This is a genomic window from Pseudomonas sp. E102 (genome assembly GCF_052660185.1).
Genome location: NZ_CP084025.1, coordinates 3,565,401 through 3,589,976, shown reverse-complemented (window position 1 = coordinate 3,589,976; position 24,576 = coordinate 3,565,401). Strand labels below are relative to the sequence as shown.

Annotated in this window: 21 protein-coding genes; 4 read left to right on the top strand and 17 right to left on the bottom strand. The window is 61.1% G+C overall.

Translation table 11 applies throughout. From position 1 onward, the window contains the following. Nucleotides 1-151 precede the first annotated feature (151 nt). The 4 genes from gcvP to DOCECA_RS16450 form a co-directional block, all read right to left on the bottom strand. Nucleotides 152-3,001 (bottom strand): aminomethyl-transferring glycine dehydrogenase, encoded by a 2,850-nt coding sequence (gene gcvP / locus DOCECA_RS16465; RefSeq protein ID WP_434648724.1) that lies wholly within the window; start codon nt 2,999-3,001, stop codon nt 152-154. Nucleotides 3,002-3,011: 10 nt separating this feature from the next. After that, complete coding sequence (gene gcvH / locus DOCECA_RS16460; RefSeq protein ID WP_420765244.1) at nt 3,012-3,395, bottom strand: glycine cleavage system protein GcvH; 384 nt, start codon at nt 3,393-3,395, stop codon at nt 3,012-3,014. Between the two features lie 427 nt (nt 3,396-3,822). After that, nucleotides 3,823-5,331 carry a sigma-54-dependent transcriptional regulator gene (locus DOCECA_RS16455; protein WP_420765243.1) on the bottom strand — a complete coding sequence of 503 codons (1,509 nt, stop codon included), beginning with the start codon at nt 5,329-5,331 and terminating at the stop codon, nt 3,823-3,825. A gap of 210 nt (nt 5,332-5,541) precedes the next feature. Further along, nucleotides 5,542-6,447 (bottom strand): LysR family transcriptional regulator, encoded by a 906-nt coding sequence (locus DOCECA_RS16450; protein ID WP_420765242.1) that lies wholly within the window; start codon nt 6,445-6,447, stop codon nt 5,542-5,544. 112 nt (nt 6,448-6,559) lie between these two features. On the opposite strand from DOCECA_RS16450, the gene DOCECA_RS16445 reads away from it, so the two are divergent. Both DOCECA_RS16445 and DOCECA_RS16440 read left to right on the top strand, forming a co-directional pair. After that, nucleotides 6,560-7,438 (top strand): MBL fold metallo-hydrolase, encoded by an 879-nt coding sequence (locus DOCECA_RS16445; protein ID WP_445570806.1) that lies wholly within the window; start codon nt 6,560-6,562, stop codon nt 7,436-7,438. A gap of 183 nt (nt 7,439-7,621) precedes the next feature. Next, a complete protein-coding gene (locus DOCECA_RS16440) occupies nt 7,622-8,236 on the top strand; it encodes an NAD(P)-dependent oxidoreductase (RefSeq protein ID WP_420765240.1) in 615 nt (204 codons plus the stop codon). 21 nt (nt 8,237-8,257) lie between these two features. Here DOCECA_RS16440 and DOCECA_RS16435 read toward each other — a convergent pair whose 3' ends face one another. The 11 genes from DOCECA_RS16435 to DOCECA_RS16385 all read right to left on the bottom strand — a co-directional run bounded on the left by DOCECA_RS16435 (nt 8,258) and on the right by DOCECA_RS16385 (nt 20,705). Next, nucleotides 8,258-8,587, bottom strand: coding sequence for a GlpM family protein (locus DOCECA_RS16435; protein ID WP_212800569.1), 330 nt, complete (start codon nt 8,585-8,587; stop codon nt 8,258-8,260). Between the two features lie 25 nt (nt 8,588-8,612). After that, nucleotides 8,613-9,893, bottom strand: coding sequence for a sigma-54-dependent transcriptional regulator (locus DOCECA_RS16430; protein ID WP_434651159.1), 1,281 nt, complete (start codon nt 9,891-9,893; stop codon nt 8,613-8,615). 44 nt (nt 9,894-9,937) lie between these two features. Further along, nucleotides 9,938-11,839 carry a sensor histidine kinase gene (locus tag DOCECA_RS16425; protein WP_445570805.1) on the bottom strand — a complete coding sequence of 634 codons (1,902 nt, stop codon included), beginning with the start codon at nt 11,837-11,839 and terminating at the stop codon, nt 9,938-9,940. A 213-nt stretch (nt 11,840-12,052) separates the two neighbouring features. Then, nucleotides 12,053-12,787, bottom strand: a complete 735-nt coding sequence (locus tag DOCECA_RS16420) for an amino acid ABC transporter ATP-binding protein (RefSeq protein WP_018614195.1) — start codon at nt 12,785-12,787, stop codon at nt 12,053-12,055. After that, on the bottom strand, nt 12,784-13,455 hold the full coding sequence (locus DOCECA_RS16415) for an amino acid ABC transporter permease (RefSeq protein WP_030140772.1): 672 nt from the start codon (nt 13,453-13,455) through the stop codon (nt 12,784-12,786). Before DOCECA_RS16415 ends, DOCECA_RS16420 begins: the two co-directional genes overlap by 4 nt. Then, entirely contained in the window at nt 13,455-14,201 is a 747-nt protein-coding gene (locus tag DOCECA_RS16410; RefSeq protein WP_053124568.1) for an amino acid ABC transporter permease, read from the bottom strand. Before DOCECA_RS16410 ends, DOCECA_RS16415 begins: the two co-directional genes overlap by 1 nt. Before the next feature lie 189 nt (nt 14,202-14,390). After that, the gene (locus DOCECA_RS16405) at nt 14,391-15,305 is read right to left on the bottom strand and encodes a glutamate/aspartate ABC transporter substrate-binding protein (RefSeq protein WP_420765237.1); all 915 of its coding nucleotides are present in this window, start codon (nt 15,303-15,305) and stop codon (nt 14,391-14,393) included. A 354-nt stretch (nt 15,306-15,659) separates the two neighbouring features. Continuing rightward, nucleotides 15,660-17,198: a glycerol-3-phosphate dehydrogenase gene (gene glpD / locus DOCECA_RS16400; RefSeq protein WP_445570804.1), complete on the bottom strand. Its 1,539-nt coding sequence runs from the start codon at nt 17,196-17,198 to the stop codon at nt 15,660-15,662. A 224-nt stretch (nt 17,199-17,422) separates the two neighbouring features. Further along, nucleotides 17,423-18,178, bottom strand: coding sequence for a DeoR/GlpR family transcriptional regulator (locus tag DOCECA_RS16395; RefSeq protein WP_420765235.1), 756 nt, complete (start codon nt 18,176-18,178; stop codon nt 17,423-17,425). Between the two features lie 85 nt (nt 18,179-18,263). Further along, on the bottom strand, nt 18,264-19,769 hold the full coding sequence (gene glpK / locus DOCECA_RS16390) for a glycerol kinase GlpK (protein WP_420765234.1): 1,506 nt from the start codon (nt 19,767-19,769) through the stop codon (nt 18,264-18,266). A gap of 84 nt (nt 19,770-19,853) precedes the next feature. Continuing rightward, nucleotides 19,854-20,705 (bottom strand): MIP/aquaporin family protein, encoded by an 852-nt coding sequence (locus tag DOCECA_RS16385; protein WP_420765233.1) that lies wholly within the window; start codon nt 20,703-20,705, stop codon nt 19,854-19,856. Between the two features lie 321 nt (nt 20,706-21,026). Here DOCECA_RS16385 and ybaK point away from each other — a divergent pair, with 321 nt between their 5' ends. Continuing rightward, complete coding sequence (gene ybaK, locus DOCECA_RS16380; protein WP_420765231.1) at nt 21,027-21,497, top strand: Cys-tRNA(Pro) deacylase; 471 nt, start codon at nt 21,027-21,029, stop codon at nt 21,495-21,497. Between the two features lie 148 nt (nt 21,498-21,645). Further along, a complete protein-coding gene (locus DOCECA_RS16375) occupies nt 21,646-22,428 on the top strand; it encodes a PhzF family phenazine biosynthesis protein (protein ID WP_434607416.1) in 783 nt (260 codons plus the stop codon). A 52-nt stretch (nt 22,429-22,480) separates the two neighbouring features. Here DOCECA_RS16375 and DOCECA_RS16370 read toward each other — a convergent pair whose 3' ends face one another. Next, nucleotides 22,481-23,590 carry an ABC transporter ATP-binding protein gene (locus DOCECA_RS16370; protein WP_434560301.1) on the bottom strand — a complete coding sequence of 370 codons (1,110 nt, stop codon included), beginning with the start codon at nt 23,588-23,590 and terminating at the stop codon, nt 22,481-22,483. Continuing rightward, nucleotides 23,587-24,507 carry an ornithine carbamoyltransferase gene (gene argF, locus DOCECA_RS16365; RefSeq protein ID WP_434560299.1) on the bottom strand — a complete coding sequence of 307 codons (921 nt, stop codon included), beginning with the start codon at nt 24,505-24,507 and terminating at the stop codon, nt 23,587-23,589. Before argF ends, DOCECA_RS16370 begins: the two co-directional genes overlap by 4 nt. Nucleotides 24,508-24,576: the final 69 nt, after the last annotated feature.

Sequence of the window (24,576 nt, the reverse complement as noted above, 5' to 3'; positions counted from 1 at the left end):
TGAAGATGTGACTCAGGCCCTAGTGGGAGCGAGCTTGCTCGCGATAGCGGTGTGACAGTCACTCAAGTGACGACTGACAGTACGCTATCGCGAGCAAGCTCGCTCCCACAGGGGAAGATTCGGAGGGCGGATGGACCGCCCTCCACTTACCTTAAGCGTAGCTTTCGATCGACGGGCAGGCGCAGACCAGGTTGCGGTCGCCGAACACGTTGTCGACCCGACCGACTGGCGGCCAGTATTTGCCTTCGATCAACGACGCCACCGGGTACACCGCCTGCTCACGGCTGTAGGGGTGAGTCCAGTCGCCGACGAGTTCCGCCGCGGTGTGCGGGGCGTTCTTCAGCGGGTTGTCGTCTTTGTCCAGGCTGCCGTTTTCCACCGCGCGGATTTCTTCGCGGATGCAGATCATGGCGTCGCAGAAGCGGTCCAGCTCTTCCTTGGATTCGCTTTCGGTCGGCTCGATCATCAACGTGCCGGCCACCGGGAACGACATGGTCGGGGCGTGGAAACCGAAGTCGATCAGGCGCTTGGCCACGTCATCGACACTGATGCCGCTGCTGTCCTTGAGCGGGCGCAGGTCGAGGATGCATTCGTGGGCCACCAGGCCGTTGCTGCCGGAGTAGAGCACCGGATAATGCTCTTCCAGGCGACGGGCGATGTAGTTGGCGTTGAGAATCGCCAGCTGCGAAGCGCGCTTGAGGCCCGCGCCGCCCATCATGCGGATGTACATCCAGGTGATCGGCAGGATGCTCGCACTGCCGAACGGCGCCGCGCACACCGCGCCTTCCTTGCGTTCCATGTTGGCGTGGCCCGGCAGGAACGGCGCCAGGTGCGACTTGACGCCAATCGGGCCGACGCCCGGGCCGCCACCGCCGTGGGGAATGCAGAAGGTCTTGTGCAGGTTCAGGTGCGAGACGTCGCCGCCGAATTTGCCGGGGGCGCAGAGGCCGACCATCGCGTTCATGTTGGCGCCGTCGATGTACACCTGGCCGCCGTTGTCATGAATGATGCCGCAAATCTCGCGGATGCCTTCCTCGAACACGCCGTGGGTGGACGGGTAGGTGATCATCAGCGCGGCGAGGTGCTCGCGGTGCTCGATGGCCTTGGCCCGCAGGTCCTCGATGTCGACGTTGCCACGGGCATCGCAGGCGGTCACGACCACGCGCATGCCGGCCATGTTGGCGGTGGCCGGGTTGGTGCCGTGGGCCGAAGACGGGATCAGGCAGATGTCGCGACGGTCTTCGCCACGGCTCTGGTGATAGGCGCGGATCGCCAGCAGGCCGGCGTATTCACCCTGGGAACCGGCGTTGGGTTGCAGCGACACCGCGTCATAGCCGGTGGCGGCGCAGAGCATGGCTTCGAGCTCGTCGGTCAGTTGCTGATAGCCGGCGCTTTGCTCGGCCGGGGCGAACGGGTGCAGGGCGCCGAACTCTGCCCAGGTCACCGGGATCATTTCGCTGGCGGCGTTGAGTTTCATGGTGCAGGAACCCAGCGGGATCATGGTGCGATCCAGCGCCAGGTCCTTGTCGGCGAGCTTGCGCAGGTAGCGCATCAGCTCGGTTTCGGAGTGGTAGCGGTTGAACACCGGGTGGCTGAGGATCGCCGATTGGCGCACCAGCTCGGCCGGGATGCGGCTTTGCATGCTGGTGGCCAGTGCGGTGAAGTCCGGCACAGGCTTGCCGTCGGCCAACAGGCTCCACAGTGCTTCGATGTCAGCCTGGTTGGTGGTTTCGTCCAGGGACAGGCCCAGGCGTTCGGCGTCCACTGCACGCAGGTTGATGCGCTGGGCGCGGGCCTTGTCGTGCAGCGCGGCGGTTTGCGCGCCAGTGTGCAGCGTCAGGGTGTCGAAGAAGCTTTCTTGCTCGACCTTCAGACCCATTGCGCCCAGACCCTTGGCAAGGATCGCGGTCAGGTGATGGATGCGGTTGGCAATTTGCACCAGGCCCTTGGGACCGTGGTACACAGCGTACATGCTGGCGATGTTGGCGAGCAGAACCTGGGCGGTGCAGATGTTGCTGGTGGCTTTCTCGCGGCGGATGTGTTGCTCGCGGGTCTGCATCGCCAGGCGCAGGGCCGGCTTGCCGAAACGGTCCACGGAAACGCCGACCAGCCGGCCCGGCATGTCGCGCTTGAACGCATCCTTGGTGGAGAAAAAGGCCGCGTGCGGACCGCCGAAACCCAGGGGAACGCCGAAGCGCTGGGCGCTGCCGATGGCAACGTCGGCACCGAACTCACCCGGAGGGGTCAGCAGGGTCAGGGCCAGCAGGTCGGCGGCCACGGCCACCAGGGCATTGGCGGCGTGGAAGCGTTCGGTCAGCTCGCGGTAGTCGAACAGGTCGCCATTGCTGGCCGGGTACTGCAAGAGTGCGCCGAAGAAGCTGCTGACGTCGCTCAGTTCGCGCTCGTCGCCCACGACCACGTCGATGCCCAGGGGCTCGGCACGGGTGCGCAGCACATCGAGGGTCTGCGGGTGGCTGTGCACGGAGGCGAAGAACGCATTGCTGCCCTTGTTCTTGCTCAAGCGCTTGCAGAAGGTCATGGCTTCGGCGGCGGCGGTGGCTTCGTCCAGCAGGGAGGCGTTGGCGATCGGCAGGCCGGTGAGGTCGCTGATCAAGGTCTGGAAGTTCAGCAGTGCTTCGAGACGGCCCTGGGAGATTTCCGGCTGGTAAGGGGTGTAGGCGGTGTACCAGGCCGGATTTTCCAGCAGGTTGCGCAGGATCGGTGCCGGCGTATGGCAGTTGTAGTAGCCCTGGCCGATGTAGGTCTTGAACAGTTGGTTCTTGCCGGCGATGGCCTTGATCGAGGCCAGTGCATCGGCTTCGCTCTGGCCGTCGCCCATGTCCAGGACGCTGGTGCCTTTGATGCTTTCCGGGATCACGCTGGCGCTCAGGGCTTCCAGGGAGTCGTAGCCCAGGCGTTCGAGCATGGCTTGCTCGTCGCCTGCACGCGGGCCGATGTGGCGGGCGATGAATTCGTTGGCGGTGCCGAGATTAACGGTCATGGTGCGCTCCTCAGGCTTCGGCGTTGGCTTTGATCAGGCGGTCGTAGGCGTCTTGATCCAACAGCTTAGCCACTGCATCGGCGTCGGTCGGTTTAAAACGGAAGAACCAGCCTTCGCCCATCGGATCTTCGTTGACCAGCTCCGGGCTGTCGCCGAGTGCTTCATTCACTTCCAGCACTTCACCGTCCAGTGGCATGTACACGCCGCTGGCGGCCTTGACGGATTCCACGGTGGAGGCCTCGTCGCCTTTGGCGTAGGCCTGCAATTCAGGCAGTTGCACAAAAACCACGTCGCCCAACGCGTTCTGCGCGAAAGCGGTAATGCCTACGGTGACGCTGCCGTCGGTTTCGGCGCGCAGCCATTCGTGATCTTCAGTGAAACGCAACTCGCTCATGGAAACTCCTGGGGCCAGACTCGTCTGGTGGACGCGAAGAAAGGCGCGGGGCTTGGCCCGGCCGAATGGTTAAACCTTTAGCAAGAACGTGGCCAATGTTTAAAAGTCTTTGTTTATCAATGCATTGGATGGTTTTCCAGCGCGCTCGCTATTACAAGCTGTAGCGAAAACGCTACAGCTAGGCGCCTGGAAAAAATCGTTGCGGGATCAAAGCCTTGCGCAGAGCAGGTCAGCGCGGGGTGTAGCGATATCGTTCCGCTGTAGCGCTTTCAGTACAGATGGAGGTCGTTTTTGACTAACTTTCAAATACGCCTCAGACCAATGTGGGAGCGAGCCTGCTCGCGAAAGCAGTTTTTCAGTCAATGATGATGTTGGCTGATATACCGCTTTCGCGAGCAGGCTCGCTCCCACAGGTAGCCGAGTAAAGCTACGGCTTCCCGGAAATCCCGTACTTGCGCAACCGATGGGCAATTGCGGTATGGGAGGTCTGCAGTCGGCTGGCGAGCTGGCGAGTAGAAGGGTAATTGGCGTAGAGGCTTTCGAGCAGATGCTTCTCGAAGCTTTCCACCGCCTGCTCCAGGCTTTCGACTTCGACGTCGCCCTGACGCGCCACGGAGGTGCCGGCGATGTCCAGGTCGCCGATATCCACGAGGCTGCTTTCGCAGATGGCGGCGGCGCGGAAGATCACGTTCTGCAATTGCCGCACGTTGCCCGGCCAGCGGTTGCCCAGCAAGGCCGGGTAAGTGCCAGGGGCCAGGCGGCAGACCGGGCGCTGGATCTGCGCGCAGGCCTGCTGCATGAAATACCGCGCCAGCAGCAGGATGTCCTGGCCGCGTTCACGCAGCGGCGGGACTTCGACATTGAGCACGTTCAAGCGATAGAACAAGTCTTCGCGGAACGAGCCTTCGTTGACCATTTTCTCCAGGTTACGGTGGGTCGCGCTGAGAATCCGCACGTTGACCTTGATTTCCCGGTCGCCGCCGACCCGGCGGAAGCTGCCATCGTTCAGGAAACGCAGCAGCTTGGCTTGCAAGTACGGCGACATTTCGCCGATTTCATCGAGGAATACCGTGCCCTGGTTCGCCAGCTCCATCAGCCCGGGCTTGCCGCCCCGTTGCGCGCCAGTGAAGGCGCCCGGGGCGTAGCCGAACAGTTCACTTTCGGCCAGGTTTTCTGGCAGTGCCGCACAGTTGAGGGCCAGGAACGGTGCGCTGTGTCGGGCACTGATGGCGTGGCAGGCGCGGGCCACCAATTCCTTGCCGGTGCCCGTCTCGCCTTGGATCAGCAGCGGTGCATCCAGGGCCGCGACCCGTTGGGCGCGGGCCTTGAGGGTGCGAATCGCCGGGGATTCGCCCAGCAGCGCGTCGAAGCCTTCGGCGTGATCGTGGTGCAGCGCCGACAGGCGTTCGCCGATACGGTTGGGCTGATAAAGCGTCAGCAGCGCCCCGGCATCGGTGATGGGCGTGGCATCGAGGAGCAGCGTCTGGCCGTTGACGGTGATTTCCCGCAGCGGCAAGCGAAAGCCGTTTTCCAACAGCGCATCCAGCAGCGCCGCGTCATCGAACAGCTCCGCGACGCTTTCCCCGGCCGGTTCGCGACCGTACAGGGCGATGAGCGCCGGGTTGGCGAGCAACACCTTGCCGGCGCTGTCCAGGGCGAGCACCGGGTCGGTCATGGCGGCGAGCAAGGCATCGAGCTGCAAGTGCCGGCGCTGGCCCGGCAGGATGTCCACCACCGTGACCGCCTGCACGCCGCGCACGCTGAACAGCGCCTCGCGCAACTCATCCAGCACCTGTGGGCTGAGAGTCGGGGCGTCGATGTAGACGTTGGGCGGGACCATTTCCACCGCATCCAGGTTGAGATTGCGCCCACCAAGCAAGGCCAGGACTTCCTGGGTGATGCCGACGCGGTCGATGAAACTGACGTGGATACGCATGGGGCGGCTTTGGGTTCTGGAATGCGGAGGGTGGCAAGTATGCCTTGGGGCGGGCTAATGGTGAAATCCTGGCGCAAGGCTTAAGGCTGTACAGAGATCCCTTGTGGGAGCGAGCTTGCTCGCGATGGCTGAGTGTCAGCCACCCTTTTATTGACTGATACACCGCTATCGCGAGCAAGCTCGCTCCCACAAAGGTTCCCGCAGAGGTAGCTACAACCCCACATCCCACTCCGGTGTTTCGGGAAACCTGAGCACCAGAAAATCCAGCAGGCTGCGCAACGCCGAGGGCATGTGCTTGCGTGAGGCATACACCGCATACATGTTCATCCGGCGCGGTTCGGCGTGGGGCAGCAGGCGCACCAGTTCGCCGTTCTGGATATGAGGGCCGACCTGGTAGCTGGGCAGCATCGCCACACCGGCGCCGGCTATCGTTGCCTGGAGCAAGGTGCTGGCTTCGTTGGCGCTGATGTTGCCCTGTACCGGCACCGACAGCTGTTCGCCGTCCTGCTCGAAATGCCACAGGCTTTTGCCTACGTAGGAATGGGTCAGGCAGTTGTGCTGGCTCAGGTCTTCCACCCGTTGCGGTGTCGAATGTTCGCGCAGGTAGCGGGGGGAGGCGCAGATGACCGAACGGCAGACCGTGAGACGCCGGGCGATCAGGTTCGGATCGAGATCGTTGCTCATGCGGATCGCCAGGTCGATGCGTTCGTCCACCAGGTTGACGGTGCGATCGAGCATTTGCAGGTCAACGCTCACGCCCGGGTAGCGCTGGACGTATTCGGCCATCGCACTCGCCAATTGCGACTGGCCGAACGAGGGGCTGGCGCTGATGCGCAGCATGCCCCGTGGCGCGTCTTCGGGCGTGCTGACGGCCGCTTGCATGTCGCCGCACAGCTCCAGCATCTGCCGGCAGCGGGGCAGGGTCTCCGTGCCTGCGGCCGTCAGGCTCAGCTTGCGCGTGGTGCGGTGCATCAGCCGGGCACCGACCCAATCTTCCAGCTCCGCCAGATAGCGCGATACCACCGGCCGCGACAGGTCCAGGTGCTCGGCCGCCGCCGACTGGCTGCCCAGGTCCACCACGGTGACGAACACTCGCATTGCTTGTAGACGATCCATGATCTGCCCGATTTTAGAAACAAACTATGTCCCAGCATCGCATTTTTTGTACTGAGTCTGGCAACTAAGCTCCGTTCATTCCCTTGCGGGCCATTGCACAACGGAGCACCTCATGACCGGTTTCACTCTTCTAAAACGCTTGTCGCTGGCGACCGCAGCGCTGGCCATCACGGCCCAGGCCTGGGCCGCCGACTTGACGCTCGACGTCTACAACCCCGGCGCGGCGGCGATTTTCCCGGTGACTTCGGTATTGGTCAGCGGTGAAAACGAGGCGATCCTGGTGGACGCCCAATTTGGCAAAACCCAGGCCGAGCAGGTCGTGGAAAAAATCCGCGCCAGTGGCAAGCGGTTAACCACGATCTACATCAGCCACGGCGACCCCGACTACTATTTTGGCCTGCAAACCCTGGTAGCCGCTTTCCCGGAAGCCAAAGTCCTCGCATCCGCGCCAACCGTGGAGCACATCAAGGCCACTGCCGATGGCAAGTTGAAATATTGGGGGCCGATCCTGAAGACCGACGCGCCGTCCAAGACGCTGGTGCCCCAAGTGCTCAAGGGCGACAGCTTGACGCTGGAAGGCAAGCGCTTGCAGGTCATCGGCCTTGACGGCCCTCAGCCGGACCGCAGTTTCGTGTGGATTCCGTCGATCAAGGCGGTGGTGGGAGGTGTGGTGGTGGCGGAGAACATTCACGTCTGGATGGCCGATACCCAGACGCCGCAATCCCACCGGGATTGGCTGGCGACGCTGGATAACATGCAAAAGCTGCAACCGACCACCGTGATCCCCGGCCATTACCTGGGCGAAAGCGCTCGTTCCCTGGCGCCAGTGCGCTTCACCGCCGATTACATCAAGGCCTTCGACGAAGAAACCGCCAAGGCCAAGAATTCCGCCGCACTGATCGCCGCCATGAAACTACGCTATCCACAGCTGGGGGAGGACAGTTCCCTGGAGCTGAGCGCCAAGGTGGCGAAGGGCGAAATGAGGTGGTGAAACCCGAACTTTGATCTGGACGCTTTTGTGGCGAGGGAGCTTGCTCCCGCTCGGCTGCGAAGCAGTCGCAAAAATACTGGGTCTGCTGCGCAGCCCAGCGGGAGCAAGCTCCCTCGCCACGAACGTGTTCATGGTTCTAGAACGCGTTGAAGTAATCACTACGAATAACCATAGGAGAATCCCATGAGCACCATCGCAATCATCGGCGCTACAGGCCGGGCCGGCAGCCAACTGCTGGAAGAAGCCTTGCGCCGTGGTCACAGCGTGACGGCCATTGCCCGCAACACCGGAAAAATCGGCACACGGGCGGGAGTGGTCAGCAAGCAGTTGGACGTACTGGACAGCGAGGCACTGACCGCAGCGGTAGCAGGCCACGACGTGGTCATCAGTGCCGCGCATTTCGCCACGGTGCCGGCCGACAAGGTTGTCGCACCGGTGAAGGCCGCCGGAGTCAAGCGCCTGCTGGTTGTGGGCGGTGCCGGTTCGTTGTTGTTGCCGGATAACAGCCGCGTGATCGACAGCAAGGGCTTCCCGGAGGAATACCTGGCCGAAGCCACGGCCGGAGCGTTGTTCCTGGACGTGCTGGGAAAGGAGCAGGACCTCGATTGGACCTTCCTTTCGCCCTCGGCGGAGTTCGTCGAAACCGAACGCACCGGCCAGTTCCGCGTCGGCAAGGATCACTTGCTGTTCGATAACGCCGGGCGCAGTTGGATCGGCTTCGCCGACTACGCCATTGCGATGATCGATGAGGTCCAGGCGCCGCAGTTTTCGCGGACGCGGTTCACTGTCGGCTATTGAGCCATCGATCCGTGCAGCGAATCACCCGTGGATCCTCACCCAGACACTGACCAGCACCGTCGCCGCCATCAACCAGGCGACGGCAGCCACGGCCAATGACGCTTCGAGGCGCATCCGGTCGACCATCACGTACAGCGTCGCGAGATAGACGAAATACGGAATGATCGACCACATGCCGAACACGATGGTGGTCTTCAGGTCATCCACCGAGCGGCCCTTGCCGACGATGTAGTGGGCAATCAGCGCAAAGGTCGGAAACAGCGGCACCAGCCCGGCAATGTAATAGTTCTTGGTCTTGGCGAGCATCGCCAGGATGACGACAACGGCTGCGCCGAGCGCGGCCTTGAAAATAAGATCCACAGGTTCATGTCCCAGGTCAGTGGCTCAGGCCATATTTTTTGACTTTGTCGAAGAGCGTGGTCTTGGCCATGCCCAGTTCCTGGCTGGCCTGGGTCAGGTTGCCGCCGCTGCGTTGCAACGCGTCCACCAGCAGGTTGCGCTCGAAGGCTTCAACCGCTTCGGCGAAGGCCAGGCCTTGGCTGCCGGTGCTGGTGCCGGCTTTCTTGAACGCCGGCAAGCCCAGGGCGTAACGTTCGGCGACGTTGCGCAGCTCGCGCACGTTGCCCGGCCAATCGTGGCTCATCAGGTTCGACAGAGTGTGGTTGTCCAGCTCCGGCACGGTACGGTCGAAGCGCAGGGACGATTGCTGGAGAAAATGTTCGAACAGTTGCAGGATGTCTTCGCGCCGCTCCCGCAGGGGCGGCAGCTCCAGCGTCACCACATTGAGGCGGTAATACAGGTCGCTGCGGAACTGCCCGGTCCGACCCATTTCGTCCAGGTCGGACTTGGTGGCGGCAATCACCCGACAATCCACGGACACGCTCTGGTTCGACCCCAGGCGTTCGAGGGTGCGTTCCTGCAACACGCGCAATAGCTTGATCTGCAAGGGCAGGGGCATGCTCTCTACTTCATCGAGAAACAGCGTGCCGCCATCGGCGTGCTCGATCTTGCCGATCCGGCGCTTACCCGCGCCAGTGAAAGCGTTGGCCTCGTGGCCGAAAATCTCGCTTTCAAACAGGTTCTCCGGCAGGCCACCGCAGTTCAGCGCGACGAACTGCTTGTCGTGGCGCCGGCTGAAATCATGCAGGCAACGGGCGACCAATTCCTTGCCGGTGCCGGTTTCGCCTTCGATCAACACGTTGGCCGAGGTGTCGGCGACGTTGGCGATCAGCTCGCGCAGGTGCTGCATGGCCGGCGAGCGGCCGATGATGCGGCCTTCCAGGGAATCACGCTCGGCCAGTTGCCTGCGCAGCGAAGAAACTTCCCGGGCCAGGCTGCGCTGTTCCAGGGCGCGGCGTGCAACGTCCACCAGGCGCTCGGGGGAGAACGGTTTTTCCATGAAATCGTAGGCGCCTTTCTGCATCGCGCCTACGGCCATGGAAATATCGCCGTGGCCGGTGATCAACACCACCGGCAGGCTGCGGTCCCGGGCTTTGAGGCGGGTCAGCAGTTCCAGGCCGTCGATGCCCGGCAGGCGGATGTCGCTGATGACGATGCCGGCAAAATCTTCGCCGACCCGCTCAAGGGCCTCTTCGGCGCTGCCCACGCCAATGCAGGGAATATCTTCCAGGCTCAAGGCCTGCTGGCAGCCCAGCAGGACGTGGGGGTCGTCTTCGACGATCAATACGCTCAGGTCGTTGTTCATAGCAGCTCGGCAGGTAAAAGGCTTACCAACGGTAAACTGAGGATAAACGTGGTGCCACCATCCTCCGGATGCTCGACTCCCAAATGTCCGCCGGCGGCGGCACACAGGCTTGCCGAAAGCGTCAAGCCAAGGCCCAGGCCTTGTTCGCCGGGTTTGGTGGTGAAGAACGGTTCGAACAGATGCTTGCGAGCCTCCGGGTCGATGCCGTGGCCATTATCCCGCACCCGCAGGCGATATTTGCCATCGCTGCCTTGGCCTTCGAGCCACAGCTTCGGCGCGGGTTGCAGCTGCATGGCGTCAAGGGCATTGCCGATCAGGTTCACCAGGATCTGTTCCAGGCGCGTCTGGTCGATCTGGACCTGAACGTCTTCGAATGCCGTGTGGATCTGGATGTCGAGTTTTTCAAGGCGCGCGCCCAGCAATTGCAGCGCGGCCCCGACAGCCTTGCCCAGGCTCGCCCGGCCCTTGTCGTCGCCGCGCCGGGCGAAGGCGCGCAGGCTGGCGGTGATCCGACCCATGCGATCGATCAGGTCGTTGATGGTCCTGAGGTTGGCGCTGGCGATATCCAGCTGGCCCCTTTCCAAAAAGCGCACGGTATTGCCCGACAGGGTGCGCAGGGCGGCCAAAGGCTGGTTGAGTTCATGGGCGATGCTGGTGGACATCTGGCCGATGGCCGCCAGCTTGCCGGCTTGCACCAGTTCGTCCTGGGCGCGCCGCAAGGTCTCTTCGGCCTGCCGTCGTTCGCGAATCTGGCCCTTGAGCCGTTCGTTGCTGGCCCGCAGGTCGGTGGTGCGTTCGGTAATCCGACGTTCGAGCTGATTGTTGGCCTCTTGCAACGCTTCGCGAGCGGCGAGGCGGGTCGCGATGACTTTACGACGTTCGTTCCAGGCGATCAGCAGGAAAGCCACCAGGGCAAACGCCACGGCCACCAGGATGCCTTGGTTGATCGCTTGGCGGCGCAGGTCTTCGAGCGGGGTCAGTAACGTGAAATTCCACGGTGTGTCGCTCAGCGGCCGGGTCTGGGAAAGGTAGCTGGTGGCGCGCTGGTCAGCCGCTATTTCGGTGTTGGCGGGGAAAGTCAGCTTCTCCATGCCCTCGGCCAGCCGTTCCCGCGCCAGAGGGATCAGCTCGTTGAGCGGGAACCAGTAATATTGCAGGCTGCGGGCCAGGCGCTCCTTGGTTTCGTCGCTCAGCGGACGCACCGATTTGAGCCGCCGCGCCGGATCGCTGGAGAGGATGATGATGCCGTTCTCATCGCTGACGAAGGCTTCCAGGCGGGCCCGCTGCCAGCGCTCCTCCATGGCTTCGAGGCGGACCTTGACCACGGCCACGCCGATGATCTTGCCTTGTTGCTCCAGGCCATGTGCCAGGTAATAACCGGGTTCGCCGCTGGTGCTGCCGATCCCATAGAAGCGCCCCGGCTGGCCGCGCACGGCGTTCTGGAAATAGGCGCGGAAAGACAAGTCTTCCCCCAGGTAGCTGTCGACGTCGCGCCAGTTGCTGGTGGCCATGACGCGGCCGGTGGTGTCCATGACGTAGATGGCCCGGCTGCGACTGCGCCGGTTCAGGCCCTCAAGGTATTCGTTGACGGTCTTGCGATGCTCGGGCGTCGGGTCGTCGAGCAATTTCGAGACGCTGGATTCAAGTTCCAGCAGGCTGGGCAAATAGGTGTATTTGCTGATTTCGCTCTCCACCGCGCGGGCGTGCAGCTCCAACTGACGCTCGCCATTCTCGGCGAGGCCGCGAATGCCATAGTGCTCGCTGATCCAGAAGCCGAGGTAACCCAGGCCGATCATCAACGCTATGACCAGCGGCGGCAGGAACAGATGGCGGATCAGGCGGGGTTTCACGGCGAGTGATGGCGGCGCGGCGCGATAAAGAGTGGGGTCGCATTTCATCACAGAAGCCTTGGGTCAACCAGTGTGGCGGCGGTCGTCCTTCGAACGCGGTCCTGTGGCGAGGGAGCTTGCTCCCGCTCGGCTGCAAAGCAGCCGCAAAACGGTTCATGCGGTATGCCAGAGACATTGCATTTCCGGTTTAGGGCCGCTGCGCGACCCAGCGGGAGCAAGCTCCCTCGCCACAAGGACAAGCGCGCCTAGAAAAGGCGATGCTTAGTGCTGCAGAATCTTCTCAAGGAAATGCTGTGCACGTTCGGAGCGGGCGCTGATGTCGCCGAAGAACTCTTCTTTCGGGCAGTCTTCGATGATCTGGCCCTGATCCATGAAGATCACCCGGTTCGCCACTTTGCGGGCGAAGCCCATTTCGTGGGTCACGCACATCATGGTCATGCCTTCGTGGGCCAGTTGCACCATCACGTCGAGCACTTCGTTGACCATTTCCGGGTCAAGCGCCGAGGTCGGTTCGTCGAACAGCATTACCACCGGGTCCATCGCCAGCGCACGGGCGATCGCCACGCGCTGCTGCTGGCCGCCGGAGAGCTGGCCCGGGTGCTTGTGGGCGTGGGCCGACAGACCGACGCGCTCTAGCAGTTGCAGGCCTTTCTTGGTGGCTTCTTCCTTGCTGCGGCCCAGCACCTTGATCTGCGCGATGGTCAGGTTTTCGGTGATGGTCAGGTGCGGGAACAGTTCGAAGTGCTGGAACACCATGCCCACCCGCGAACGCAGTTTTGGCAGGTTGGTCTTCGGGTCGGCGATGGACGTGCCATCGACCACGATGTCGCCTTTCTGGAAGGGCTCAAGGGCGTTCACGCACTTGATCAGCGTGGACTTGCCCGAACCCGACGGCCCGCACACCACCACAACCTCGCCTTTGCTGACCTCGGTGCTGCAATTGGTCAGTACCTGGAAGTCCCCATACCACTTGTTGATGTTTTTGATAGAGATCATACGGCGAACCTTTTTTGCAGACGCTTGACCAGCAGCGAGGCGGCAAAGCTGATTGTGAAGTACACGAGACCTGCGATGATCAGGAACTCATTGGAGCGGCCGATGATGTCGCCATTGGCTCGCGAAGCATTGAGGAAGTCCACCAGACCGACCGTGTAGACCAGCGAGGTGTCCTGAAACAGGATGATGCTCTGTTGCAGCAACAGCGGGGTCATCTTGCGGAACGCCTGGGGCAGGATGATCAGGCGCATGACCTGGCCATAATTCATGCCCAGTGCCTGTGCCGCGCCCATCTGGCCCTTGGGGATCGACTGCACGCCGGCCCGGACGATTTCGCAGAAGTACGCCGCCTCGAACATCATGAACGCCACGACGCAGGAGCCGAACGCGCCGATCGGCGTGTCTTCGCCAGTGATCCAGCGCAGCACGAACGGGACCGCCAGGTAGAACCAGGTGATGACCAGCAGCAGCGGGATCGAGCGGAAGTAGTTGACGTAGGCGCCAGCGATGTTGGAGATCAGCTTGTTGTGGGACAGGCGCATCAGCGCCAGGATCGTCCCCAGGATAATCCCACCGACGACACCCAGGGCCATCAGCTTGAGGGTCATCACCATGCCGTTCCACAAGCCGGGAATGGCCGGGATGATGCCTGTGAAGTCGAATTCCATTATTTACCCCCCACGGAGATCAGGCCGGGCACCGCGACTTTCTTCTCGACCATGCGCATGAGCAGCATCAGGCTCATGTTCAACGTGAAGTAGATCAGCGTCGCCAGGGTAAAGGCTTCGAACAGGTTGGCCGAAAATTCGGCGGTCTGCTTGGTCTGCGCGAGCAGCTCCATCAGGCCGATCAACGACGCCACGGAGGAGTTCTTGAAGACGTTGAGGAATTCCGAGGTGAGCGGCGGAATGATGATCCGGTAAGCCTGGGGCAGCAGCACGTTCCAATAGATCTGCGGCAGTTTGAAGCCCATGGCCCGGGCAGCGGATTCCTGGCCGCGCGGCAGCGCCTGGATGCCGGTGCGCACCTGTTCGCAGACCCGCGCGGCGGTGAACAGGCCCAGGCACACGACAACGCTCAGGTAGGCCGAGGTGGTCGGGTTCAGGTCCTGCTTGTACCATTCCTGCATGTCGGCTGGCAGCAGGTCCGGCACCAGGAAGTACCAGATGAACAGTTGAACCAGCAGTGGCACGTTACGAAAGAGTTCCACGTAGCAAGTCGCGATGCCCGATACCAGCCGGTTCGGCACGGTACGCATCACACCCAGGATCGAGCCCAGCAGCAGGGCAATGATCCAGGCGACGACGGCGATGGCGATGGTCCAGCCCAGGCCGGCCACGTACCAGTCGAGATAAATCTCGCTGCCCACGCCGGTGGACTTGAAGAACACGCCCCAGTCCCAGTTGTAATTCATTAGGGTCTCCCCTCAGATCGTTCGATGTACAAGTATCTGCAGGGGGAAATCCTTTCCCGCCCAATCTTGAGGATCGGGCACACACTCACGGCTCGACTTACCGTTGCGAGTGTTTCCTTTGGTTCCAGCAGGGAATGACACACTCCTGGAAAGGGCCGAGCCCTTCCAGGAGGTAAGGTTAGTCAGAAATCAGGATTTCTTATCGTCAGCCGCTTTATCGGTCGGGTTGGCGATCAAAGCCTTGAGCTCGTCGCTCATCGGGAAGTTCAGGTTCAGATTTTTAGGCGGGATAGGCTGGGTGAACCATTTGTCGTAGATCTTGTTGATCTCGCCAGACTTGTAGCTGGCGACAATGGCGTCATCGACAACCTTTTTGAACGGCTCGTCGCCCTTACGCATCATGCAGCCATAGATTTCGTAGGATTGGGGAGTACCGGTTACTTCCCAGTCGGTCGCCCTCTTGGCCTTGGCGGCTTCGCCGGCCAGCAGGGCGTCATCCATCATGAACGCGACGGCACGGCCCGATTCCAGCATCTGGAAGGATTCGCCGTGGTCCTTGGCGGAGATGACGTTCATGCCCATTTGCTTGTCGGCATTCATCGCCTTGAGGATGCGCTCGGACGTGGTGCCGGCGGTGGTCACGACGTTCTTGCCCTTGAGATCGTCGAAATCCTTGTATTTGGAATCTTTCTTGGAGAGCAGCCGGGTGCCGATCTCGAAGATGCCAACCGAGAAGGCGACTTGTTGCTGACGCTCGACGTTGTTGGTGGTGGAGCCGCACTCCAGGTCCACGGTGCCGTTCTGCACCAGTGGGATACGGGTCTGCGAGGTGACCAGGTTGTACTTGACCTGCAGGTTCGGCACGTCCAGCTCTTTTTTCAGGGCTTCGACGACTTGCAGCTGGATGTCATGGGAGTAGCCGACGGGCTTGCCGGAAGCGTCCGCGATATAGGAAAACGGAATGGAGGCGTCGCGGTGGCCGAGCGTGATGACGCCGGACTCTTTGATCTTTTTCAGCGTGCCGGTCAGTTCGGCTGCGAAAACCGGAGTGCTGATCAGAGCAGCAGCAACGGCTGCGCCCAGGAGATGGGGAACGATGCGCATCGATGTTTCCTCGACATTGTTTTTTTTGTATTCGGCCGGTTCACCGGCCCTGAGTGCTTCGAATGCCTGAAAGCTCCTGTTGTGTTGGCGTAACAGGCGTTCGTCTCCACGAGTGTAGAGCATGACTCGTGCCAGGCCAGTGGCCTATCACTATCATGTTGTTTTTAAAGGAAATTAATGTTTTGTTTCAGCTTTTTGGTCTTTTGTTTATCCGGTTTGCCGAACTGACCGCTGGGTCGTGTTCGGAAAACCGAATGGCTTGAGCCCCACCAATCCGTGGGAGAGGCGGTGTGTTCCAAAATGCAAAAAGCCCCTGGATCGTAGATTCAGGGGCTTTTGGTCTTGCGGGTACTGTCACGCCGCTTCAATTTTGCGCCGATTGTGCTCGACCTTTTGCAGATACTGCTGGAGCTTGTCCTGCTCTGCGGCGGTGGTAAACAAGCCCAGCTTGCCGCGGCGCCAGAGGATGTCCTGGGCATCGATGGCCCACTCGTCGCTGCACAGGTAATCGACTTCGCGGGTGTAGAGGCCTGCGCCAATGTGCTCGCCCAGGTCGACGAGGTTGTGTACGCCTTCGAGCATGCGCCAGGTGCGGCTGCCGTACGTGGTGGCCCAGCGGCGGGCGATGTCGGTCGGCAGCCAGTCGAACTTGTCGCGAATCGCCGAGCACAGCGCCTGCGGGGTCGTCATGTTTTCGCCCCCCGGCAAGGTTGCCAGGGCGGTCCAGCTTGGACGCATCTGCGTAAAGTACGGCGCCAGTTGCGCCATCGCCGATTCGGCCAGCTTGCGGTAAGTGGTCAGCTTGCCACCGAATACCGAAAGCAGTGGCGCCTCTTGACCTGCGGCAGAAAGCGCCAGGGTGTAATCCCGGGTTACGGCGGAAGGGTTGTCGGACTCGTCGTTGCACAACGGCCGGACGCCGGAATAACTGTGCAGGATGTCGTCGCGGCTGACCTGTTTCTTGAAGTGGGCGTTGACCACTTTCAGTAGGTAATCGGTTTCGCCTTCGGTAATCGCGACCTTCGCCGGATCGCCGGTGTATTCGCGATCTGTCGTGCCGATCAGGGTGAACTGGTTCAGGTAGGGGATAGTGAAGACAATGCGCTGGTCCTCGTTCTGGAGAATATGCGCATGCTCGCCTTCGTAGAGTTTCGGAACGATCAAGTGGCTGCCCTGAATCAGGCGGATACCGTAAGGCGATTCCATCTTCAGGTCGTCACGAATGAACTTGGCCACCCACGGGCCGGCGGCGTTGACCAGGGCCTTGGCCTGGATCGAAAACAGGCTGCCGTCGGCACGCTCCAGATGCAACTGCCAAAGGCCCTTGCTGCGACGGGCGCTGACGCAGCGGGTGCGGGTATGTACGTGGGCGCCTTTTTCCCGCGCCGCCATGGCGTTGAGTACCACCAGCCGGGCGTCGTCAACCCAGCAGTCCGAGTATTCGAAGCCCTTGGTGATTTCGCTTTTCAGTACGCTGTCAGCGCCAAATTTCAAACTCCTGGAGCCGGCGAGCTGCTCGCGCTTGCCCAGATGATCGTAAAGGAACAGGCCGGCGCGGATCATCCAGGCGGGGCGAAGATGCGGCCGATGGGGCAGCACGAAGCGCATCTGCTTGACGATGTGTGGGGCTTTGGCCAGGAGGACTTCGCGCTCGGCCAGCGCTTCGCGCACCAGGCGGAATTCATAATGTTCGAGATAGCGCAGGCCGCCATGTATCAGCTTGCTGCTGGCGGAAGAAGTATGGCTGGCGAGGTCGTCCTTTTCGCAAAGGAACACCGAAAGGCCGCGACCGGCCGCGTCCGCAGCGATCCCCACGCCATTGATGCCGCCGCCTATAACGGCGATGTCATAGATCTCTGCGAGAGGGGGCGTAGGCAAGGTGGTAGTGGGCATCGGCTGGCCTCGGGCTCTTTTCGAAATATTTGAATTCGAACATTAATGTTCATTTGCGAAAAATACTAGCCCATAAAAACGGCAACGGCCAGTTGGATTCGATTGAAAATACTGATCGAATGCCGCCGAAAGGAAAATTTTCGAACAAAAAGAGAATTGCGGAATGCTTCTGTGGCGAGGGGATAAACCCCCTCGCCACCAGGGTTCTGGGAACGGGCGCGGAGCTAGACCACTTCCAATCGAATCTTGTGCTGGGTCAGCAGATGCGCCAGGGCTGGCACGGGCTGCTGATCGGTTACCAGGCAATCGATCAGGCTGATCGGGCCCAGGCGGACCATGGCGTTGCGCCCGAATTTGCTGGAATCTGCTGCCAACAGCACTTGCCGAGCGTTGGCGATGATGGCTTGGGACACCCGCACTTCCTGGTAATCGAAGTCCAGCAGGCTTCCGTCCTCATCGATGCCGCTGATGCCCACCAGGGCGAAGTCGACCTTGAACTGGCTGATGAAGTCGACACTGGCCTGGCCAACCACGCCGCCGTCGCGTCGCACATTGCCCCCGGCGATCAGGACTTCGAAATCATCCTTGGCGCTGAGGATCGACGCCACGTGCAGGTTGTTGGTGATGACTTTGAGGTGGTTGTGATTGAGCAGCGCCCGGGCGATGGATTCGGTGGTGGTGCCGATGTTGATGAACAGCGACGCGTGATCGGGAATCTGGGCGGCGATGGCTTCGGCGATGCGTTGCTTCTCATCGCGCATCTGGTCCGCGCGCATGGCGTAGGCGGTGTTTTCCACGCTTGAATCGTAAGCCGCGCCGCCGTGATAGCGGCGCAACAGATTCGCTTCCGCCAATTGATTGATGTCGCGGCGGATGGTCTGTGGGGTGACGACGAATAATTGCGCCATTTCCTCGATGCTGACATAGCCGCGTTCGCGGACCAGTTCGAGGATTTGTTGCTGGCGGGGAGGCAGATTCATGGGGCTTCCTTTGGGCTGCCATTCAAAATTTGCCCATGATGCCGCAGGAATCCCCTCCCGACCAGTTTCAGAACTTTAACGGGCCTTATTCGGCGTCTTCGTGGGGCTCCCAATCGCGGGTGCGGCTGACGGCTTTTTTCCAGCCGGCGTAGAGTTTTTCCTTGGCTTGCTCGTCCAGTTGCGGTTCGAACTCACGCTCGATTACCGCTTTGCCGCGCAGTTCTTCCAGGCTGCTCCAGAAACCGCACGCCAGGCCGGCCAGGTACGCTGCACCGAGGGCGGTGGTTTCGCGCATTTTTGGGCGTTCGACCTGGGTGCCAAGGATATCCGCCTGGAATTGCATGAGGAAGTTGTTGGCCACCGCGCCGCCGTCCACGCGCAAGGACTTGAGGCGCTCGCCGGAGTCCTGCTGCATGGCGTCGAGCAGATCGCGGGTCTGGTAGGCGATGGATTCGAGCGTGGCCCGGATAATATGGTCGACCCGCACGCCACGGGTCAGGCCGAACAGCGCGCCACGGGCATAAGGGTCCCAGTACGGCGCGCCCAGGCCAGTGAACGCCGGGACCAGATACACCCCATTGCTGTCCTTGACCTTGTTGGCGAAGTACTCGGTGTCGAGCGCATCGTTGATGATCTTCAGTTCATCGCGCAGCCACTGAACGGTAGACCCGCCATTGAACACTGCGCCTTCCAGGGCATAGGCCACTTCACCGCGAGGGCCGCAGGCGATGGTGGTGAGCATGCCGTGATTGGATTTGACCGCTTTGTCACCGGTATTCATCAGCAGGAAACAGCCGGTGCCGTAGGTGTTTTTCGCCTGGCCCGGTTCCACGCACATCTGGCCGAACAGGGCGGCCTGCTGGTCACCGGCGATACCGCCGATGGCGATGCCGCTCTTGGTGCGGCCGTAGATTTGTGAGGACGATTTGACCTCCGGCAGCATTTCCCGAGGGATGTTGAGGATGTCGAGCATCTTCGCGTCCCACTCAAGCGTATGGATGTTGAAAAGCATGGTGCGCGAGGCGTTGGTGTAGTCGGTGACATGGACCTTGCCGCCGGTAAATTTCCAGATCAGCCAGCTGTCCACGGTGCCGAACAGCAACTCGCCGTTGCGTGCGCGCTCGCGGCTGCCTTCGACGTTATCCAGGATCCACTTGAGCTTGGTGCCGGAGAAATACGGATCTGTGACCAGGCCGGTGGCTTCGCTGATGTACTGCTCATGGCCGTCACGCTTGAGCTGCTGGCAGATTTCAGTGCTGCGCCGACATTGCCAGACAATGGCGTTGTAGATCGGCCTGCCGGTCGACTTGTCCCAGACCACCGTGGTTTCGCGCTGGTTGGTGATGCCGATGGCGGCGACCTGGTCGTGATGCAGCCCGGCCTGGGCAAGCGCTTCGACCATGACCGCGCTCTGGGTGGCGAAGATCTCCATCGGATCGTGTTCGACCCAGCCTGGCTGTGGGTAATGCTGGACGAATTCTCGTTGGGCCGTGCAGACCACGTTGGCGTCACGGTCGAAAATAATGGCACGTGAGCTGGTCGTGCCCTGGTCGAGGGCAATGATGTAGTTCTTATTCTCAATGTCGGTCATGTCGATTGCCTTGGGACTTAGGTAACGTAATTAAGGAAGAGGCCAGGGCGGGAGCTCGAATGACAGGCGCCCGCGCCGACTGTTTCAGGACGTTCTGGGCTTGCCATCAATGGCCGGCTCTGGCTCCTTTGCAGCAACCACGGCGCTGGGCAGGTGGCGAGCGATGAGCCCGCGATAAGCAGCAGCACCCAGGCATGCGCCAAGGATCGGCGCAAAAATCGGTACGAGGAAGTATGGAATGTCACGCGCCCCGGTGAGTGAAATTTCACCCCAGCCAGCGAAGAAAGTCATCAATTTCGGACCGAAATCACGCGCCGGGTTCATCGCGAAACCTGTCAGTGGCCCCATCGAACTGCCGATCACGGCGATCAGCAAGCCGATCAGCAGCGGCGCCAGCGGGCCGCGCGGCAGGCCGTTGTTATCATCGGTCAGGGACATGATCACGCCCATCAGGATGGCGGTGATGATCATCTCGACCAGGAAAGCTTGGCCGGTGGACAGTGCCGGGTGGGGGTAGGTGGAGAATACCGACGCCAGTTCGAGGCTGGCCACGGTGCCCCGGATCATGTGGCGGGACTGTTCGAAATCGAAGAACAAATTGCTGTACAGCGTGTAGACCAGCAGTGCGCCGCAGAACGCGCCGGTCACTTGGCAAACGATATAGAAAGGCAGTTTGCGTTTTTCGAAGTCAGTGAAAATGCACAGGGCGATGCTGACGGCGGGGTTCAGGTGTGCGCCGGAAATGCCCGCGCTGAGATAAATCGCCATGCTGACACCGACGCCCCAGATGATGCTGATTTCCCACAAGCCGAAACTGGCGCCCGCGACCTTGAGCGCTGCAACGCAACCGGTGCCGAAAAAAATCAACAGGGCCGTACCCAGGAACTCCGCCAGGCATTGGCTGGAGAGCGAAGGTTGTTGTAAAGCAGTCGTCATTCAAACCTCGGTTCTTTTTGTTGTCCTGCGCGGCGGAAAACAACCCGTCGTCGCCTTTTCGCCGAGTGCCGGATCCCCATCCTGCGCTCGGGGTGTTGCTTGAGACACGCGTTTCTGCTTTCAGTTTCGAAAAAATATAGACAAGAAACGCCGCTGTCAAAGGTCGAAAGTGAACCGTCGGTCATATTGGGATTATTCGTTCCATGAATGAATTTTTCCGGCGTGGCGCGGCGTCGACATCGGCGGTCTGCGCAGCCTTTTGCCTGGGGATCGCTTAGAATTCTCGCCACTCTTTTTGTTGTTTCCCTGTCAGGAGCGGTCATGACCCCCGCATTGGATCTGCTGAAAAAAGTGCGTGCCGAACATCGTATTCACAGTTACGAACATGACCCCAAGGCCGCGTCCTATGGTCTGGAAGCCGCAGAGAAACTGGCTCTGGAACCGGCGCGAGTGTTCAAGACGCTGTTGGCCGCGAGCGAGAAAGGTGAATTGCTGGTGGCGGTGGTGCCGGTCGCCGGGAGTTTGGACCTCAAAGCGCTGGCCCATGCGGCCGGGGTAAAGAAAGTCGAGATGGCCGATCCAGCCGCCGCGCAGCGTTCGACAGGTTATTTGCTGGGGGGCATCAGTCCGCTGGGACAGAAGAAGCGCCTGCGCACGTTTATCGACTCATCCGCACAGCCGTTCCCCACTGTGTTCGTCAGCGCGGGAAGACGAGGCCTGGAGGTGGAGTTGGCGCCCGCGTTGCTGGCGGAGCATACCGGAGCGGCGTTTGCGGATATTGGCCGCGGGTGAGGAGCAAGCGCCTCTGCCAGGATGAATCTTTCCAACCGACCAGGCGTCCAACCTTTCAATGTGTAAGGCGAAAATTGTGTCGATCTGTCACTGGATAAACGGTGCCTGCGCAGCTCATGCTCACGCATCATAAAAAAGGAGATGTGCCATGCAGCTTGCGTTTCATCAGGTCGATGCGTTCAGTGACCGGCCCTTTGGCGGTAACCCGGCGATGGTCTATCGGCTCGATGCCTGGCTTGCCGATGACCTGATGCAAAAGATTGCCGCCGAACATAACTTGGCTGAAACCGCGTTTATGGTGCGCGAAAACCAGCACTGGCATATCCGCTGGTTCACCCCGACCACCGAGGTGCCCTTGTGTGGTCATGCCACGTTGGCCAGCGCTTATGTGTTGTTCGAGGTCTATCACGAAACCGTGGAGCGGCTGGACTTCATCTGCAAATCCGGAGCGCTGAGCGTCACGCGCGAGGGCGAACGGCTGTGGTTGGATTTCCCTGCCATCGTGCCGGCTGAATTGGGCGCGTCCCTGGCGGTCCAGAGTGCCTTGGGTGTCGAGGCGGTGGATGTGCTGAGTTCCAACGAATTGTTCGTGGTATTGGAGTCGGAGCAGGCGGTGCTCGAATGCAAGCCGGACATGGCCGCCCTGGCGAAACTGCCATGGCCTGGCGCGATCGTGACCGCGCCGGGGAGCAAGCACGATTTCGTCTCGCGCTATTTTGCTCCGGCGATTGGTATCAATGAGGATCCGGTCACCGGGTCGACTCATTGCAGCCTTATTCCCTACTGGTCCAAGCGGCTGAACAAGCTCGGGCTGACGGCGTATCAATGCTCGGCCAGGGGAGGGGCATTGTTCTGCCGGCTGGAGGGTGACCGGGTGAAGATCGGTGGGCATGCCACGTTGGTGGCCAGCGGGACCCTATCAGTCGGTTGAGGTCAATGAGGTTCTGTGGGGGCGCGCTTGCTCGCTCCCACAGGGTGTAGCGTCAATTGGCGACGCTATGCCGTCGCACGCCGCTGTCTATCGACGGCAAATGCGCTGCCGTACTGCCCGAGGCCTGGAACAGCACCAGGTGTTCGGCGGCCACGCGAATACCGACAGTCGCCCCGACCTGATGGTCGGCGTGGCTTGGGAAAATCGATTCCAGTTGCGCACCCGTCGGCAATTGCAGGCGATACAAAGTCGAAGCGCCCAGAAAAGTCTTACCGACGATGGTAGCCGTGAGCGGGCTGTCAGGCGCGTAGACGATATCGTCCGGGCGCAGCAGCACATCCACGGCGCTGCCGATGGGCCAGGTATAGGCCCGGTTTCCCCGTAGCGTCCCCAATTCGGTCTGCACTGATTCCGGGCTGTCGAGCTGGCCTCGGATGAAATAGCCCTGGCCGATAAAGCTGGCGACATAAGGCGTCAGGGGTTCGTGGTAAAGGTTGTAGGGCGTATCCCACTGTTCCAGCCGACCCTCCCGGAATACGCCGACATGATCACTCACGGCGAAGGCTTCTTCCTGGTCATGGGTCACCAGAATCGCGCTGGTGCCGCGAGCCTTGAGGATGTCCCGCACCTCATGGCTGAGCTTGCGTCGCAGCTCGCCATCGAGGTTGGAGAAGGGCTCGTCGAGCAGCAGCAATTGCGGCTCGGGCGCCAATGCCCTGGCGAGCGCCACGCGTTGTTGCTGGCCTCCGGAGAGCTCATGGGGAAAACGTTTACCGAGGTTCTTCAGGTTGACCAGTTCCAGCAGCTCTTCGACCACACGGTTCTTGCCAGGGTGTTTACGAATGCCGAATGCCATGTTCTCGGCGACGCTGAGGTGCGGGAACAGTGCATAGTCTTGGAATACCATGCCGATGCGACGTTTTTCCGGGGCCAAGGTGAAACCCGCGCGGGAAATGATTTCCCCGGCCAACTGGATCTCGCCTTCGTGTACCGGTTCGAAACCGGCGATGGCCCGCAGGGTCGTGGTCTTGCCGCACCCGGACGAGCCCAGCAAGCAGCCGATGTCGCCCGCATTGAGGTGCAGGTTGAGGTTCTGGACGACTCGCTGGTCCTGGTACCCGCAGGCCAGGTTATGCAGATTCAGTAACAAGGAGTGACTCATGCGTGGTGATACGCCGGCTCGACGAGGAATTCGAGCAGGGCCTTCTGTGCGTGGAGACGGTTTTCTGCCTGGTCCCAAGCGACGGATCGCGGGTCTTCCAGCAGGTCGAGGCTGATTTCCTCGCCGCGATGGGCGGGTAGGCAATGCATGAACAGCACCTCGGCGTCCGCCAGGTCGAGCAGGGCCCGTGTGACTTGCAACGGCGCGAACAGCTTGACGCGCTTGGCGGCTTCCTCTTCCTGGCCCATGGAGGTCCAGACGTCGGTGCTCACCAGGTGCGCGCCGGCCACGGCCAGCTTCGGATCACGGACCAGCGACACCCGGTCCCCGGCCTTGGCGAGCAGTTCTGCATCCGGGTCATAGCCTTCAGGGCAAGCGATCCGTAGCTGGAAGTCGAATTGCATCGACGCTTCTATATAGCTGTTGCACATGTTGTTGCCATCGCCGACCCAGGCAACGGTTTTGCCCTGGATCGAGCCGCGGTGCTCGAGGAAGGTCTGCATGTCGGCCAACAGCTGGCAAGGGTGCAGATCGTCGGATAGGCCGTTGATCACCGGCACGCGGGAATAGGCGGCGAATTCGGTCAGGGTGCTGTGGGCAAAGGTACGGATCATCACGGCGTCGAGCATGCTCGACATGACAATGGCGCAATCGCTGATCGGCTCGCCACGTCCCAGTTGAGTGTCGCGGGGCGACAGGAAAATCGCCTGGCCGCCAAGCTGGATCATGCCGGCTTCGAAAGAGATGCGCGTGCGCGTGGATGACTTCTCGAAAATCATCCCCAGCACACGGTTTTTCAAGGGCTCGAACAGTACGCCGCGTTTACGCAGGTCCTTGAGCTCAACGCCTCGACGGATCACGGCGAGCAACTCATCGGGCGTGAAATCCATCAGGGAGAGAAAGTGCCTTGCGCTCATGATTGACTACCTTTTTGTAACGGACCGCAGATGCTCAGAGCCTTTTTCATGGAAAAACGGGCGAGACCT